This window comes from Pseudomonas sp. CFBP 5748 (assembly GCF_053850495.1).
Map to the genome: position 1 here is coordinate 520,483 of NZ_JBSPTN010000003.1, position 13,783 is coordinate 534,265.

The 13,783-nt window shown below is 60.7% G+C and carries 9 protein-coding genes; 3 read left to right on the forward strand and 6 right to left on the reverse strand.

Annotated elements, in window-relative coordinates:
* Positions 1–4 precede the first annotated feature (4 nt).
* Positions 5–1,048, forward strand: coding sequence for an LLM class flavin-dependent oxidoreductase (locus ACWNZ1_RS09820; RefSeq protein ID WP_135845703.1), 1,044 nt, complete (start codon positions 5–7; stop codon positions 1,046–1,048).
* 122 nt (positions 1,049–1,170) lie between these two features.
* Here the strand turns inward: ACWNZ1_RS09820 and ACWNZ1_RS09825 are convergent, their stop codons facing one another.
* A complete protein-coding gene (locus ACWNZ1_RS09825) occupies positions 1,171–3,294 on the reverse strand; it encodes a TonB-dependent siderophore receptor (protein WP_135845704.1) in 2,124 nt (707 codons plus the stop codon).
* A gap of 315 nt (positions 3,295–3,609) precedes the next feature.
* Here ACWNZ1_RS09825 and ACWNZ1_RS09830 point away from each other — a divergent pair, with 315 nt between their 5' ends.
* Entirely contained in the window at positions 3,610–5,406 is a 1,797-nt protein-coding gene (locus ACWNZ1_RS09830) for a methyl-accepting chemotaxis protein (RefSeq protein WP_256453207.1), read from the forward strand.
* A gap of 53 nt (positions 5,407–5,459) precedes the next feature.
* On the opposite strand, the gene leuA is transcribed toward ACWNZ1_RS09830, so the two are convergent.
* On the reverse strand, positions 5,460–7,166 hold the full coding sequence (leuA, locus tag ACWNZ1_RS09835; protein ID WP_256453208.1) for a 2-isopropylmalate synthase: 1,707 nt from the start codon (positions 7,164–7,166) through the stop codon (positions 5,460–5,462).
* Between the two features lie 323 nt (positions 7,167–7,489).
* Between leuA and ACWNZ1_RS09840 the strand changes: the two genes are divergently transcribed.
* Positions 7,490–10,063, forward strand: coding sequence for a bifunctional diguanylate cyclase/phosphodiesterase (locus ACWNZ1_RS09840; protein WP_456027604.1), 2,574 nt, complete (start codon positions 7,490–7,492; stop codon positions 10,061–10,063).
* 86 nt (positions 10,064–10,149) lie between these two features.
* Here ACWNZ1_RS09840 and ACWNZ1_RS09845 read toward each other — a convergent pair whose 3' ends face one another.
* The 4 genes from ACWNZ1_RS09845 to ACWNZ1_RS09860 are packed head-to-tail and all read right to left on the reverse strand — an operon-like array spanning position 10,150 to position 13,765.
* The gene (locus ACWNZ1_RS09845) at positions 10,150–10,674 is read right to left on the reverse strand and encodes a nitrous oxide reductase accessory protein NosL (protein WP_135845708.1); all 525 of its coding nucleotides are present in this window, start codon (positions 10,672–10,674) and stop codon (positions 10,150–10,152) included.
* Positions 10,675–10,704: 30 nt separating this feature from the next.
* Entirely contained in the window at positions 10,705–11,535 is an 831-nt protein-coding gene (locus ACWNZ1_RS09850; RefSeq protein WP_135845709.1) for an ABC transporter permease, read from the reverse strand.
* The gene (locus ACWNZ1_RS09855) at positions 11,532–12,449 is read right to left on the reverse strand and encodes an ABC transporter ATP-binding protein (RefSeq protein WP_135845710.1); all 918 of its coding nucleotides are present in this window, start codon (positions 12,447–12,449) and stop codon (positions 11,532–11,534) included. The genes ACWNZ1_RS09850 and ACWNZ1_RS09855 overlap by 4 nt, the downstream gene beginning before the upstream one ends.
* A complete protein-coding gene (locus ACWNZ1_RS09860; protein WP_456027605.1) occupies positions 12,446–13,765 on the reverse strand; it encodes a nitrous oxide reductase family maturation protein NosD in 1,320 nt (439 codons plus the stop codon). The genes ACWNZ1_RS09855 and ACWNZ1_RS09860 overlap by 4 nt, the downstream gene beginning before the upstream one ends.
* Positions 13,766–13,783: the final 18 nt, after the last annotated feature.

The following is a 13,783-nucleotide window of genomic DNA, read 5'->3' on the forward strand; positions in this document are numbered from 1 at the left end:
CGCCATGAAATTTTCCCTGTTTGTACACATGGAGCGTTGGGACGAAAGCGTCAGCCATCGCCAGTTGTTCGAGAACCTGAGCGAGCTGACCCTGCTGGCCGAGGCCGGCGGCTTCAGCACCGTGTGGATCGGCGAACACCACGCCATGGAATACACCATCTCGCCCAGCCCGATGCCGCTGCTGGCGTACCTGGCGGGCAAGACCACCACCATCCACCTCGGCGCCGGCACCATCATCGCGCCGTTCTGGCATCCGCTGCGGGTGGCCGGCGAATGCGCGCTGCTGGACGTGATCAGTAACGGCCGCATGGAAGTCGGTCTGGCCCGTGGCGCCTATCAGGTGGAGTTCGACCGCATGGCTGGCGGCATGCCAGCGTCCTCCGGCGGCCAGGCCCTGCGGGAAATGGTCCCGGTGGTGCGCGCCCTGTGGCAAGGCGACTACGCCCATGACGGCGAAATCTGGAAGTTCCCCACCTCCACCAGCGTGCCCAAGCCGATCCGCAAACCCTACCCGCCGATGTGGATCGCCGCCCGCGACCCGGACTCCCACAACTTCGCCGTCGCCAATGGCTGCAATGTGATGGTCACGCCGTTGATGAAGGGCGATGAAGAAGTCCTGGACCTGAAGAACAAGTTCCAGGCCGCCCTGGACAACAACCCTGACGTACCGCGCCCGCAATTGATGGTGCTGCGCCACACCCACGTGCATGCCGTGGACGATCCCGAGGGCTGGAAAGTCGGTGCCCAGGCAATCTCCAAGTTCTATCGCACCTTCGATGCCTGGTTCGGCAACAAGCAAGTGCCGGTCAACGGTTTCCTCGCGCCAAGCCCCGAAGAAAAATTCGCCGAGCGTCCGGAGTTCCAACTGGAAAACATCCGCAAGAACACCATGATTGGCACACCGCAGGAAATCATCGAGCGGATCAAGTACTACCAGGAATTGGGGGTGGATGAGTTCAGCTTCTGGTGCGACAACAGCTTGTCCCATGCCGAGAAGAAGAAGTCTCTGGAGTTGTTTATCCAGCAGGTGGTGCCGGCGTTTCGCTGATCCGCAGCCCTTGAGACCTGATAGTGGGAGCGAGCTTGCTCGCGATGGCGGCCGAAATCTGAAGGTGATCCCCAAAAAAATGCCCGGACTTCAAGGTCCGGGCATTTTGTTTTCAGGAGGGATCAGAACGTCACGCTGGCACTCAGGCGGGCGGTACGCGGTTCACCGACATTGACTTGCTGTTCGCTGCCGGTGGACGACGGGTAGTACTGCTTGTCGAACAGGTTGTCCACGTTCAACTGCAACGAGGTTTTGTGCCCCAGCACTGGAGATTCCCAGCGCAGGAACGCGTCGGCGACGGTGTAGCTGCTGAGCCAGAAGTCGTTGGCCTTGTTAGCGGCGCGCTCGCCGACATACCGCGCACCGGCGCCGGCGTGCCAGACACCGAATTCGGCTGGCACGTTCAGGTGGTGGCTCAGGTATAGGCTGGCGGTGTGCTTGGGTGCATCGGCGAGGCGATGGCCTTCGTCCTTGGGATCATCAAGTATTTCTGTATGGGTATAGGCGTAGGTGCCGATCAAGTCCCAACGCTCAGCCAGACGACCGGTGATGTCGAGTTCCAGGCCTTGGGAGCCGACTTTGCCGGCAGCCTCCGACAGGGTCACACCATTGACAGTGGAGGACGTCACAACGTTCTTTTTCACGATGTCGAACAGTGCCAGATTGATATTCAGCCCCGGCAATGGATCGTACTTGGCGCCGACTTCGTAACTGCGTCCTTCCTCCGGTTTAAAAGTGCTGAGATTGTCGTCGACGGTATCGTTGGGCTTGAAAGAGCGACTGTAGTTGCCATACAGAGACAGGGTCTCGGTGGCTTTATAGACCAGTCCCAGGAACGGAACAAAAGCATCACCATTGTCGTCACGAACCGGCACGCTCGTGATCAGCCCCTGCTTGCTGAATTGGTCGTAATGCTGGTAGCGCCCCCCAAAGACCAGGATCCAGCGATCATCCAGGTGCCAGTTGTCTTTCAGGTACACCGAGCTGGAAGTCAGTTTGTTGCTCAAGTTGCTTTGGCCTGGACTGATGACGCTGGGTTCTTCCAGACCACCGTACACCGGTGCTGTGATGTCGAAACCCGCTTGATAGGCCCCACGGTAGGTCTTGCCACGGAACTGATCGGATACCTGGTTATCCACGCCGATCAACAGGTCATGACGTTGACCGAATAGCTCCTGCTTGCCGATGAAATCCCAGCTGGCGTAGCGGGTTTCATCGTCGTAGTGCGCGCCGTTGGCAGCACGCTGGAAAACACCGCCGCTTGTCATCCGCGGCTGCGCGATTGAAAGGCTATACCGGTCATTGTTCCAGCCATAGGTGACCCGCGTTTTCCAATCCTCGCTCAGTTCATACTCAAACCGCGCCGTGGCCGTCTCGCGAATTCCCACGCTCTTGGCCCACGGCTCATCCAGACGCTTGTCATAGTCGATATCCTCCGGATGCCCATTCCTGAACACCGTTCCGCGATCGAATGGATTGGAATATTCGTTGTACTCGTAACTGAGGTTCAACGAAGCCCGCTCCCCCGTCCAAGCCAAGGACGGCGCCACCAGCGTGCTCTCGTTGACGCCGTAGTTGCGCCAGTAGTCCTCGTGCCCACGCTCGGCAATCAAACGATAAGCCAGGCCGGTATCGCCCAACGGCCCAGTGGTGTCCAGGGCCATGGTGCCGCCGCCCTCGCTGTAGGCCGAGCCGCTCAGCGTGGTGCTCTGGGTGTACTCGGGTTTCTTGCTGATGACGTTGACCAGGCCCCCAGGCTCCAGCGCGCCGTACAGCATCGAGGCCGGGCCCTTGAGCACTTCGACCCGTTCGGTGGTGGCGCTGAAGTTGTGCCCCAGGTTCGAACGCACGCCATCACGCAGGATCGAGCCGTCGTCGTTGGTGCCAAAACCACGCTTGACCAACGAGTCCCGCGAGCCGCCCAAGGTATTGCCCTGGCTGACGCCGCTGACGAACTTCATTGCGTCGGCCAGCGAACGCACCTGATAGTCGTCCAGGGTCTGCTGGGTCACCACGTTGATCGATTGCGCCTCTTCCTTGATCGGTACATCGCTTTTGCTCGCCGTGCTGGCTTGCGATGCCGTGTAGCCCTCGTCCTGAGTGATGCGACTGCCCTGGATGTCCGTAGCCGGCAGTTCAAGGGTGTCCTGTGCCCACACCGGACTTGCGATGAAGCAGCAAGACAAGGTTGGCAATACACACTTGATGAAGACGTTGCGATTAGCGAGGGGGGTGGAACGATTCAAGACGCTGCACTCATAGGGGGGGATGTTAATGAGAGCGAATATACTTTGAGAACGATTCCCAGTAAATCTTTTCTATTCATTACTGACCATCATCAAACCCCTGTGGGAGCGGGCTTGCTCGAATGCGATGGGTCAGTTGCATCAGTGTTGAATGTGCTACCGCCTTCGCGAGCAAGCCCGCTCCCACGGGTCCGTGCTGCGCTGGGCTACGCCAAATCACGTAAAGTGATATCAAATCGCCCTATCCCCCTAAAGCTTTGCCACTCGCGGTCGAATGTATTCCATTGAGAGATTTCTTTGCCCAGGAGCAGCGGCATGCAGACGTTAAAGGCCTTGTACGAGTCTATCGAAATGCAATTTTTCGATACGCTCACCAAAAAGCTGTCGAGCCTTTTCCTGCTGGTGTTGGTCAGTGGCCTGCTGTACTGGGTGGCCCTCAGCGCACGCGCCGATATCCTGCTGCAATTGCGCAACGCGCAGTTGGACGGCGCAATGCTGGGGCAGATCGAGGGTCGGCTCGACAGCCTCACCCATGCCCTGCTCTTCGGTGCGTTTCTGTCGCTGTGCATGATCAGCTTCATGGTCTGGTACTTGCGCCACCTCATCGTGCGCCCCGTCACCGCCATGACCAAGGCCCTGGAAGAGATCGCCAACGGCGAAGGCGACTTGTCCAAGGACCTGCCGCTGGTGACCCACGATGAGATTCGGACGCTGGCCGGCACCTGCAATCGTTTCCTGGCCAAGCAGCGGGAGATCATCAGCAACGTCCAGGCCCTGACCGTGCACATCGCCGTCGAATCGGCGCGTTCGCTGAAGAACATCAGCGATTCCAGTGACAGCGCTACCCACCAGGCCCGCTTCGCCAAGGAAGTGATGGACCAGAGCAACACCGCCGTGGGCCGCATTGAAGAAGTCTCGCGCCAGACCCAGGGCATCTCCAGCACCACCGCCCAGAACCTGAGCATGGCCCGCGACTCCTACGCCGAGCTGCTGGAAGTGACTGGCAACATCAGTGAAATCTCCAGCAGCCTCAATGAATTCGCGACGCTGGTGGGCGCCTTGAACCAGCGCTCTTCAAGCATCAAATCCATTGTCGGGTTGATCCAGCAAATCTCTGCCCAGACCAACCTGCTGGCCCTCAACGCTGCCATCGAAGCCGCCCGGGCTGGCGAAAGTGGCCGGGGCTTCGCCGTAGTGGCCGATGAAGTGCGCACATTGGCGCAGAATGTCAGCCGGGCAACGGACGATATCTCGCGCAACATCGACGCCATGCTTGAAGAGGTCGGCTCCACCCACGAGCAGACCACCCAGATCAGCCACAGCGCCCGGGAAACTCAGAAAGTGGTGGAGCGCGCCTCCGGTCATTTCGAAAGTATGATCGGCGATTTCGAATCCACCAACGGCAAACTGGCGGACATTGCCACGCATATCCAGCAGTTCGCCGACAGCAATACGGGCATCAACGAACGGGTGACCCAGATCCATGCCGATAGCCAGTTGATCGACCAGCGTATGCAGCATTCGGCGACGGCGACCCGTGACCTCTCCGGTGTTGCCGAAAAAGTGCAGGCGCTGTTGGGTCGGTTCGTGCTCGGCCACGGCAAGCTGGATGCCGCCATCACCCGGGCCAGCCAGTGCCGCGACATCCTCCAGGTACGCCTGGAAGCGCTGCAAAAGGAAGGCCTCAACCTGTTCGACCAGAACTACCAATTGATCCCCGGCACCGACCCCAAGCAATACATGACCGGCTATACCGAACGCTTTGCCCAGGTCTGCCAGGAAGAATGCGACAAGCTCACCCGCAGCACGCCGGGTGGCAAGGTGTCGTTTATCGTCGATACCAAGGGCTATTGCCCGGTGAACAACAGCTGGGTGTCGAAGCCGCCCACGGGTGATCGCACAGTCGACCTGCCGGTATGCCGCAACAAACGGATCTTCGGCGACCCGATCGGCCTGCGCGCAGCGGGCAACGTCCAGCGCTTCCTGCTCCAGACCTACCTGCGCGATACCGGGGAAATCATGACCGAGATCGACGTACCCTTCTTCTTCGGCGGCCGTCATTGGGGCAACTTGCGGGTGGGTTTCGATGCGGCGGTGTTGTTGGCGGAGTGATCGCCAGGCAAATACCCCGTGGCGAGGGCGCTTGCTGCCACAGGGTTTGCATTTTAATGGTGTATCCGGGCCGACGCTGAGGTCTTCAGCGAGCCAAGCAAGCCGCTGCGGGTCGCCCGGTTGACGGCACTCACCAAGGCCTTCAAGGACGCCGACAGGAAGCTGCCATCGCGCGCCGCGCCGAAGATGAACTGGCTGCCCAAGCGGATCTCGACGTAGGCAATCGCTTCGGATTGAGCTCCGTCGCGCGTCGCATGCTCGTGGTAATCGGCAATGTCCAGGTTGATGCCGCAAGCGGCGAGCGCATCGACCATGGCCGCCAACGGGCCGTTACCCTCGCCGGCCAGGTGCACCAGGCCCTGTGGTCCGTCCAGCCGCGCATCGATGTAGGTCGTGTCGCCTTCGCTGACCACCTGCGGTTTACCGAGCCGGTACGGCATCCCTTCGGTGAGGTATTGCTCGGTAAAACACTCCAGGATCATTTCGCTGGTGATCTCCCGGCCTGTATCGTCAGCCACTTGCTGGACCAGGCCGCTGAACTCCATTTGCAGGCGCCGCGGCAGGACGATGCCGTATTGCTCCAGCAGGTAGGCCACGCCGCCCTTGCCGGACTGGCTGTTGACGCGGATGACCGCCTCATAGCTGCGCCCCATGTCTGCCGGGTCGATGGGCAAGTAAGGGACTTCCCAAAACCCCTCGGGGCGGGCATTGCGGGCGGCAAAGCCTTTCTTGATCGCGTCCTGATGCGAACCGGAAAACGCCGTGAATACCAGCTCGCCGGCATAGGGATGCCGCGGGTGGGTCGGCAACTGGTTGCAGTACTCGACTTCACGCTGCACATGCACGATGTCGGAAAAGTCCAGCCGTGGGGAAATCCCGCTGGTGTAGAGGTTCATTGCCAGCGTGAGGATATCGACGTTACCGGTACGCTCGCCATTGCCAAACAGCGTTCCTTCGATCCGCTGGGCACCCGCCAGGCAAGCCTGCTCGGCCGTGGCGACACCGGTGCCGCGGTCGTTGTGCGGATGGACGCTGATGATCACGCTGTCCAAACGACTGAAGTGACGGCAGAACCATTCGATCTGATCGGCAAACACGTTCGCGGTGGAGACCTCCACGGTGGTCGGCAGATTGAGGATCATTTTGTTCTGCGGGGTGGGCTCGAATTGCGCGGCCACGGCCTCACAAATCTCCAGGCCGAAATCCAGCTCGGTGAAACAGAAGGTTTCCGGCGAATACTGGAACGTCCACTCGGTCTGCGGGTACTGCTGCATCAGCGCCTTGATTTCCCGCGTTGCATCGGTGGCAATCTTGATGCAACCGGCTTTATCGACCCCGAACACCACATCACGGAACACCGGTGCGGTGGCGTTGTAGACATGAACGATGGCCCGCGGGGCGCCCTTCAGCGCTTCGAAGGTTCGCTCGATCAAATGCGTACGCGCCTGGGTCATGACCTGGATGGTCACGTCCGGTGGAATTTTGTTGCCCTCGATCAACTCACGCACATAGTCGAAATCGGTCTGCGAAGCGGCGGGGAAACCCACCTCAATCTCCTTGAAGCCGGTCTTGACCAACAGCTCGAAGAACCGCCGCTTGCGCTCGGCGTTCATCGGCTCGATGAGCGCCTGGTTGCCATCGCGCATGTCGACGCTGCACCAGGTCGGTGCCTGGCGCTGGACCTTGGACGGCCATTGCCGGTCAGGCAAGTCCACGGTGGAGAAATGGCGGTATTTGAGGGAAGGGTCGCTGAGCATCATGCGTTCGTCTCCTTGAGGACAACAGCCACTGGATCGATTCGCGGGAGGCGAACCAGATTGGATCCAATACACCGTATTCTAGAGATTGCCGGCTGCTCAAGGATTGCAAACCATGTCTTAAAATAAGAATAAAATGATAACAAAAACGAATTATCAAAACTTTTCAGCAATAAATAATCAAAATAGCCGCACCATCAACAACGCCAAAAACCTGCACGTCAACGCGCCCCCGTGCACCAATTACGACCACCACTAAGTTAATCAGCCCTACAGCCGATAAAGGACAGGTGCGGGTGAAATCGCTTTTGGCTGATGACTTATTTATGACTGAAGATGCTGGCAACGACTCAATCGTTCTTTCCCCGGGCTCGCCAACCCGAAGCTTCACCCGTCGTACCTTCCCGGCCATCATGCTCCTGCTGTTTGTCATGTCCGCATTGGCGATCGCCGTGTTGCTCAACATCACCCAGGTCCAGGACCAGCGCGCCCGTGAACAGAGCCTGTTTTTTGCCCAGCGGGCCATTGATGGTATCCGCACGGGCATCGGGCGGGACCTGAGCGATTATTCCAAGTGGAGCGATGCTTACCGGCATTTGCATGTCGAAATGGACAAAGAGTGGGCCTACGACCAGGAAAATGTCGGCAGCAGCGTTTACTCGCTCTACGGTTACCAGGCGGTGTTTGTCATTTCCCCGACAGGTAAAACCGTCTATTCGGTGATCGATGGCAAGATGGATGAGGTCGATGCCGACACATGGCTGACCGGCAACCTGCGCGCATTGGAGGAAAAAGCCAGTGCATCGGAGAACCGCGATGAAGTTGTCGTCGAACTGTTGCATCACGACGGCATGCCCGCGTTCGTCGCCACTTCCGCCATCACCACCGGCACGGACGATAGCGTGGCCGAAATCCCCGGCCCGCCCAGCCTGCTGCTGTTCGTAAAAGTCCTCGATTCCGCCGCCCTGCAAGGCCTGGCGCGGGACTTTGCCCTGCCCGATGCCCATATCGCCAGAACACCGGGCCCCAGTGATACCGCCCAGGTGCTGCTCGACAACTTGACCCAAGAGGCCCTGGCATGGCGGCCATCGACGCCGGGTCAGGATCTGCGCAGGATCCTGCTGCCCTTGCTGGCCCTGGCATTACTGGTCTTGGCCTTTCTGGCGCTGGCCGTGTTACGCCATGCCCTGGCCATGCTCCGCGCACAGGAGCGCCAGTACACCAGCTTACTGGCTCACCGCAAGGCCTTGGAACGCAGTGAAGAACGCTTCAAAGACATTGCCGAAGTGTCCTCTGACTGGCTGTGGGAGATCGACTCGAACGGGACGCTGACCTACCTGTCTGATCGCTTCGAACAAGTGACCGGGTTCAGCCCTGCCGAGTGGTTGGGCAAGCCCCTCTACCGGCTGCTGCACCCCCACGGTGGCTCGATTTCGATTGCCCAATGGTTGCTCGGCGGCGCCGACAGCGCCTCATCCGCCCCACTGTTATGCGAGTACACCGCACGCAACCAGCGCATCCGCACCTGCAAGCTGTCGGTGCGGGCCATCGAATCCGGCGCGTTGGGATTTCGCGGCACCGCCACCGATATCACCGACGAGCTACGGGCCCTGGCGCAGATCAAGCATCTTTCCCTGCACGACCCGCTGACCGGCCTGGCCAACCGAAACCATCTGTTCGATTGCCTGCGCAAGCACCTGGATCGATCTGACGGTACCTCGCTGGCGGTGTTGAACCTGGACATGGATCGGTTCAAACCGGTCAACGATTCCCTGGGGCATGCCGTGGGGGACAAGGTGCTCAGGGAGGTGGCCCATATCCTTCAGCAAAACGTGCGCGACACCGATCTGGTGGCCCGTCTGGGCGGTGATGAGTTTGTCATCGTCATGCCCGACCCGGGCAATGCGCACGATCTCGATCAACTCTGTGAGCGCTTGATCGATTGCATGCAACGCCCCATGCACCTGGACGGTAATACCCTGTACCTGGGGGTGAGCATCGGCGTTGTCTGGTCGCAACCCGGCGACGAACATGCCGATGAATTATTGCGCCACGCTGATATTGCCTTGTATGCGGCCAAGGCGGCTGGTCGTAATACCTGGCGCGTATATGTCGAGGCCATGGGCAATGTGGCCCGCGACCGTCGACGATACGAGCAACAACTACGTGATGCGATGCAGGAGGATCAGCTGGAGCTGCGTTATCTACCGCGCTTCAACGTGAGCGCCGAGCAACTGCATGGCTTTGAAGCCCAGACCTTCTGGCATCATCCCGAAAAAGGTGAACTGGGCGGGTCCGACTTCATACCGGTCGCCGAAGCGTCAGGCCAGTTGGAAGAACTGGGGACCTGGATGCTGATCAACGTCTGTGAGGAAGCAGCTACCTGGCCGACCGCCGTCAGCGTGTCCGTCGCGGTTTCGCCCAAGTGGTTCAGCAGCAGCTTTCTGCTCAACCAGGTGCAAACGGCCCTTGACGCAAGCGGCCTGGAGCCTCATCGGCTGACCCTGGAAGTGGCCGAAGGGGTGCTGTTGGCCGACCATAAGACCGTCGCCCGCACCCTTCATACCCTGAAAGATCTCGGCGTACGGATCAACATCGACAAGTTCGGCACGAGCATCGCATCCCTTCGCGAAGTATTGAACCAGCCGTTCGATGGCATCCGCTTCGATCGCAATATCCTCGCGCAGCTGGGCTTGGAACATGACCAGGAAGGCGTCCTGGCGATGATCCGATTGAGCCGCAGCGTAGGGCTGATGGTCACCGCCGAAGGCATCGAAAACGCCCGGCAATTCAGCCAACTGCGCAGCGTCGCTTGCGACCATGTGCAAGGCCCCTACTTCGGCTCGGCACTGGCCCGCTCGGAAATGGCCTCGTTCTTCACCACGCCCAGGTGGTTATAGAGCTGGCTCGCGCCTTTCTCCCACAGGAGATTCGGAGTGGATACATTTGATGGGATCTGAGTCTTCCGCCCTCCAGGACTAGTCCATCAATGACTCATCGGCGACATGGCCGTTGCCTGCCCCAACAACTGCTGGTCAATGTCGTCCAGGCGCAACACCCGGCCGCCGGTGTCCCTGGCGAGTTTTTCCGCCGCCTGGGCGTCGGAGAACGAGGCCAGGACCACGCCCATGGCGCCCTTGAGCCCGGAGCCGATCACGAAATAAGCGGTCCTGGCATCGATCAGATGAGCATCATCCGGCGTATCCCAATGGCTGCGCCCCATGTCGTGGACGTACAGTTGCACATCGGCGCGGTGGTTTTCCGGCTGTAACCACCAGCCAAGCATCTCCGCCGGCGAGCAGAACTTCCTGACGTTCCCCGCGCCGACCGCTGCGCCCTTGGGCCCGGGAAAGTCGTTGATGACCATGCCGCAGACGTGGCATTCGTCAGTGGGGTGAAACGCCAGCGCCGCCTCGCTGACCGGTGGCGGGGCTTTGTCACACGCCACCAGCGCCAGGCACACCAACACCCCGGCCAAGAGACGGCTCGCCTTGAAATACAGCCTGTTCATCGTTGCATGCTCCCTTATAAACATCAGAAATCACGGACACCGGCGATTGAACAACCGATAAGCCAACCACAACGGCAATGCCACCCACAGCCACAGGCACACCCACAGCAAAGGCCCCGACACCGGCAGGTCGCTGCCCAGGGTCAGCACGGCGGCGCCGCTGGACGCAGGATCGAACCCGGACAGATTGATCAGCCGATACACATCCGTGGGGTTGAACAGCAGCAACCACGGCAACAGGTCCGGGCTGAACCGGCCTTCGCTAAGCACCAATAGCGCCAGCAGCACCAGGTCGAACACCAGCACAAAGAAAAACCACACCCCCAGCGCCAGCCCGGCGGCGGTGGACTTTTCCGCCGAGAGGCTGCTCAGCACATAGGCCAGCCCGAGAAAGCCCCAGCCGAGCAAGGTGGTGGACAACATGAAGCGGCCGAAGGCCCAGAGCAGCAGGCTCAGTTCGATATCGTCCACCAACAGGGCAATGGCCAGCATCGCGCAACCGAAGCCAATCAGCGTCGCCAGGGTCAGGATCAGGCCCTGACCGACGAACTTGCCCAGCAGCAACTGACCGCGCCCCAACGGATAGGTGAGCAACAGCAGCAAAGTGCCGCTCTCGTCTTCGCCGACGATCGCGTCGTAGGCCAAGAGCAAGGCGATCAAGGGCATCAGGAACGTCGCCAGGCTGGCCAGGCTCGCCACCGTCGCTGGCACCGAGGTAAACCCCAATTGGCCAGAGGCCGCCGCGCCGAGCCAGGCGATGCCGATGGCCAGCGCCGCGAACAGCAGACTGATCGCCAGCAGCCAGCGATTACGCAAGCCATCGCTGAATTCCTTGCGGGCCATGTTCCAGATCGGGTTCATGAGCTGGCCTCCTCGGCCGCCGCGCGGACCATGTAATGGCGGTACAGATCCTCCAGGGAAGGCGGCTTGATCTCGACATCCGTCGGGTTGTCCTGGGCCAGCAACTGCCGCAGCAAGACGAGCTTGCTGCCGTCCGGCGCGGACACCTGCAAGCCTGCCGCGCCCCAACCCTGGGTGACATGCCCTTCGCTGCGCCAGCGTTGCAGCAACTGCGCGGAACGAACCAGCCCCGAAGCACGGATCAAGGTCGGCAACCCTGCGTCTTCGCGCAACCGAGCCAGACTGCCCAAGGCCAACAGACGCCCCTGGGTCAGGATCGCGGCGCGGTTGATGTGCGCCTCGACCCCCGGCAGGACATGGGAGCAGAGAATGATGCTGGTGCCCTGCCAGCGCAGGCGATCAAGCAGTTGATAGAGGTCCTGGGTGGCGATGGGGTCCAGGCCCACGGTCGGTTCGTCCAGCAGCAACAGACGCGGCTGGCCGAGCAAGGCTTGCGCCAGGCCAAGGCGTTGACGCATGCCCTTGGAATAGGTTCGCACGCGCCGCCGGGCCGCATCTGCCAGCCCTACCTCCTCCAACAAACGCTCGACCTGTTCCGGTGCCGCGCCTTTGAGCCGGGCAAAGTGACGCAGGGTTTCCAGCCCACTCAGCTGCGGGTAGAACATGACGTTCTCCGGCAGGTAGCCGAGCATCTGCCGCACGCTCGAGTCGCTGGGCGCTCGACCGAAGACACGCACCTGGCCTTCGCTGGCCCGCAGCAGGCCGAGTATCAACTTCATGGTCGTGGTCTTGCCCGCACCGTTGTGCCCGAACAGGCCCAGCACTTCGCCCTGGGCCAAATTCAGGTTCAGCCCGCGCAACACTGCGACGTCGCCGTAGTGTTGGCTGACGCCTTCGATCTCGACGACGTTCAAGACGCGTCCTCCTGCGCACTGTTGCGTGATGGGGGATGGACCGGGGTTTCCATCAACGGATGGCTGTCCATGACCCCAGGGGATTTCATCACCGGGAACGCCCGCTGCACCCAACGCAGCAGTTCGATCCCCGGACTGTTCATCAACAGCCGTACCTGGGGGTACAGCCACAGCAGGCGATCAACGTTGTCGTTGGGCTCATAGGCCACGTCCCCTACCCCGTCACCGTTGCGATCCCAACCCAGGTAGTCGCTCCAGTAATTGCCGCGCCCCTCCGCCGACCATTCCTGCAGCCGGGTGGCGACGTATTTGACTTGGCGCTGGTTATGGACGAAGGCGTTGCCGGCGATGCGGTTGTCCTCCGAACCGGCAGTCAGGTGGATGCCCACCGCACTGCGTTCGAAGTGATTGCCTTCGATGCGGTTGAACAACGAGTTGTAGATGAACAGGGCCTTGCCCTCCGCGCCGGTGATCATGGTGTCGCCGGTAGACCCGTCGCGCACGTCGGTGACGAAGTTGTCGCGCAGGGTGGAATAGGTGATGTAGTTCATCAGGATCCCGTAGTTCTGGTCCTGTTCGGAACGGTTGCCGATCACGGTCAGCTGACGACTTTGCATCAAGGCATAACCGGTGCGGGTACGCCGGGTGACGTTGTCCAGCAGGCGGTTATCGTTGGCGAACATGTAATGCACGCCATAGCGCAGGTCCTCCAGGGTATTGCCCTGCAACAGGTTGCCGCTGGAGGTGTCGATGTAGATGCCGTCGCGGGTTTCGCGCACCTGGTTGCCGATGACGCGGGCACCGTGCACGGCATACAGATGAATGCCATTGCCCCGATCCTGGGAGCGCAGGCTGGGGTCGCCCTGGATGCGGTTGTCGATCAGGCTCACGTCCCGCGTGCCATCGACCCAGATGCCGAAGCCCTGGCCCTGCATCCGGTTTGAGCTAACCACCGCCCCTTGGGCACCAGGCTGGAGGAATATCGCCGCATTCATGGCCGTCAGGTCATGGCCCCAGTCCAGGAACGTGCAGCCCTGGACCCGGACATTCGGCGCGCGAATGATCAACCCGTTGCCCTCGCCCTGCCCCTGGAACACAGCGCCCGGCGCACAGGTGAGCGTCATCGGCTGGTCGATGCTGAACGAGCCCTGGTATTGCCCGGCAGGTAGGCGCCAGTGCTGCTCGCCCTCGGCCTGCAAAGGCAGATTGGTGATCGGCTGCGGCGCGGCGAGCGCACCGCCCGACATCAAACAAAGCACCAGCGCAATGACCGGTTGGCGAGCATGGCCCGCAGGTTGCTGCGTGTTCCCAGTCATTGAACCTGCCTCCTTGAT

Bases quoted from the DNA above. Each gene is read 5' to 3' on its own strand.
- leuA (WP_256453208.1), bottom strand. From the start codon at position 7,166: ATGATGCTCAGCGACCCTTCCCTCAAATACCGCCATTTCTCCACCGTG.
- ACWNZ1_RS09840 (WP_456027604.1), top strand. From the start codon at position 7,490: ATGACTGAAGATGCTGGCAACGACTCAATCGTTCTTTCCCCGGGCTCG.
- ACWNZ1_RS09845 (WP_135845708.1), bottom strand. From the start codon at position 10,674: ATGAACAGGCTGTATTTCAAGGCGAGCCGTCTCTTGGCCGGGGTGTTG.
- ACWNZ1_RS09820 (WP_135845703.1), top strand. From the start codon at position 5: ATGAAATTTTCCCTGTTTGTACACATGGAGCGTTGGGACGAAAGCGTC.
- ACWNZ1_RS09860 (WP_456027605.1), bottom strand. From the start codon at position 13,765: ATGACTGGGAACACGCAGCAACCTGCGGGCCATGCTCGCCAACCGGTC.
- ACWNZ1_RS09850 (WP_135845709.1), bottom strand. From the start codon at position 11,535: ATGAACCCGATCTGGAACATGGCCCGCAAGGAATTCAGCGATGGCTTG.
- ACWNZ1_RS09830 (WP_256453207.1), top strand. From the start codon at position 3,610: ATGCAGACGTTAAAGGCCTTGTACGAGTCTATCGAAATGCAATTTTTC.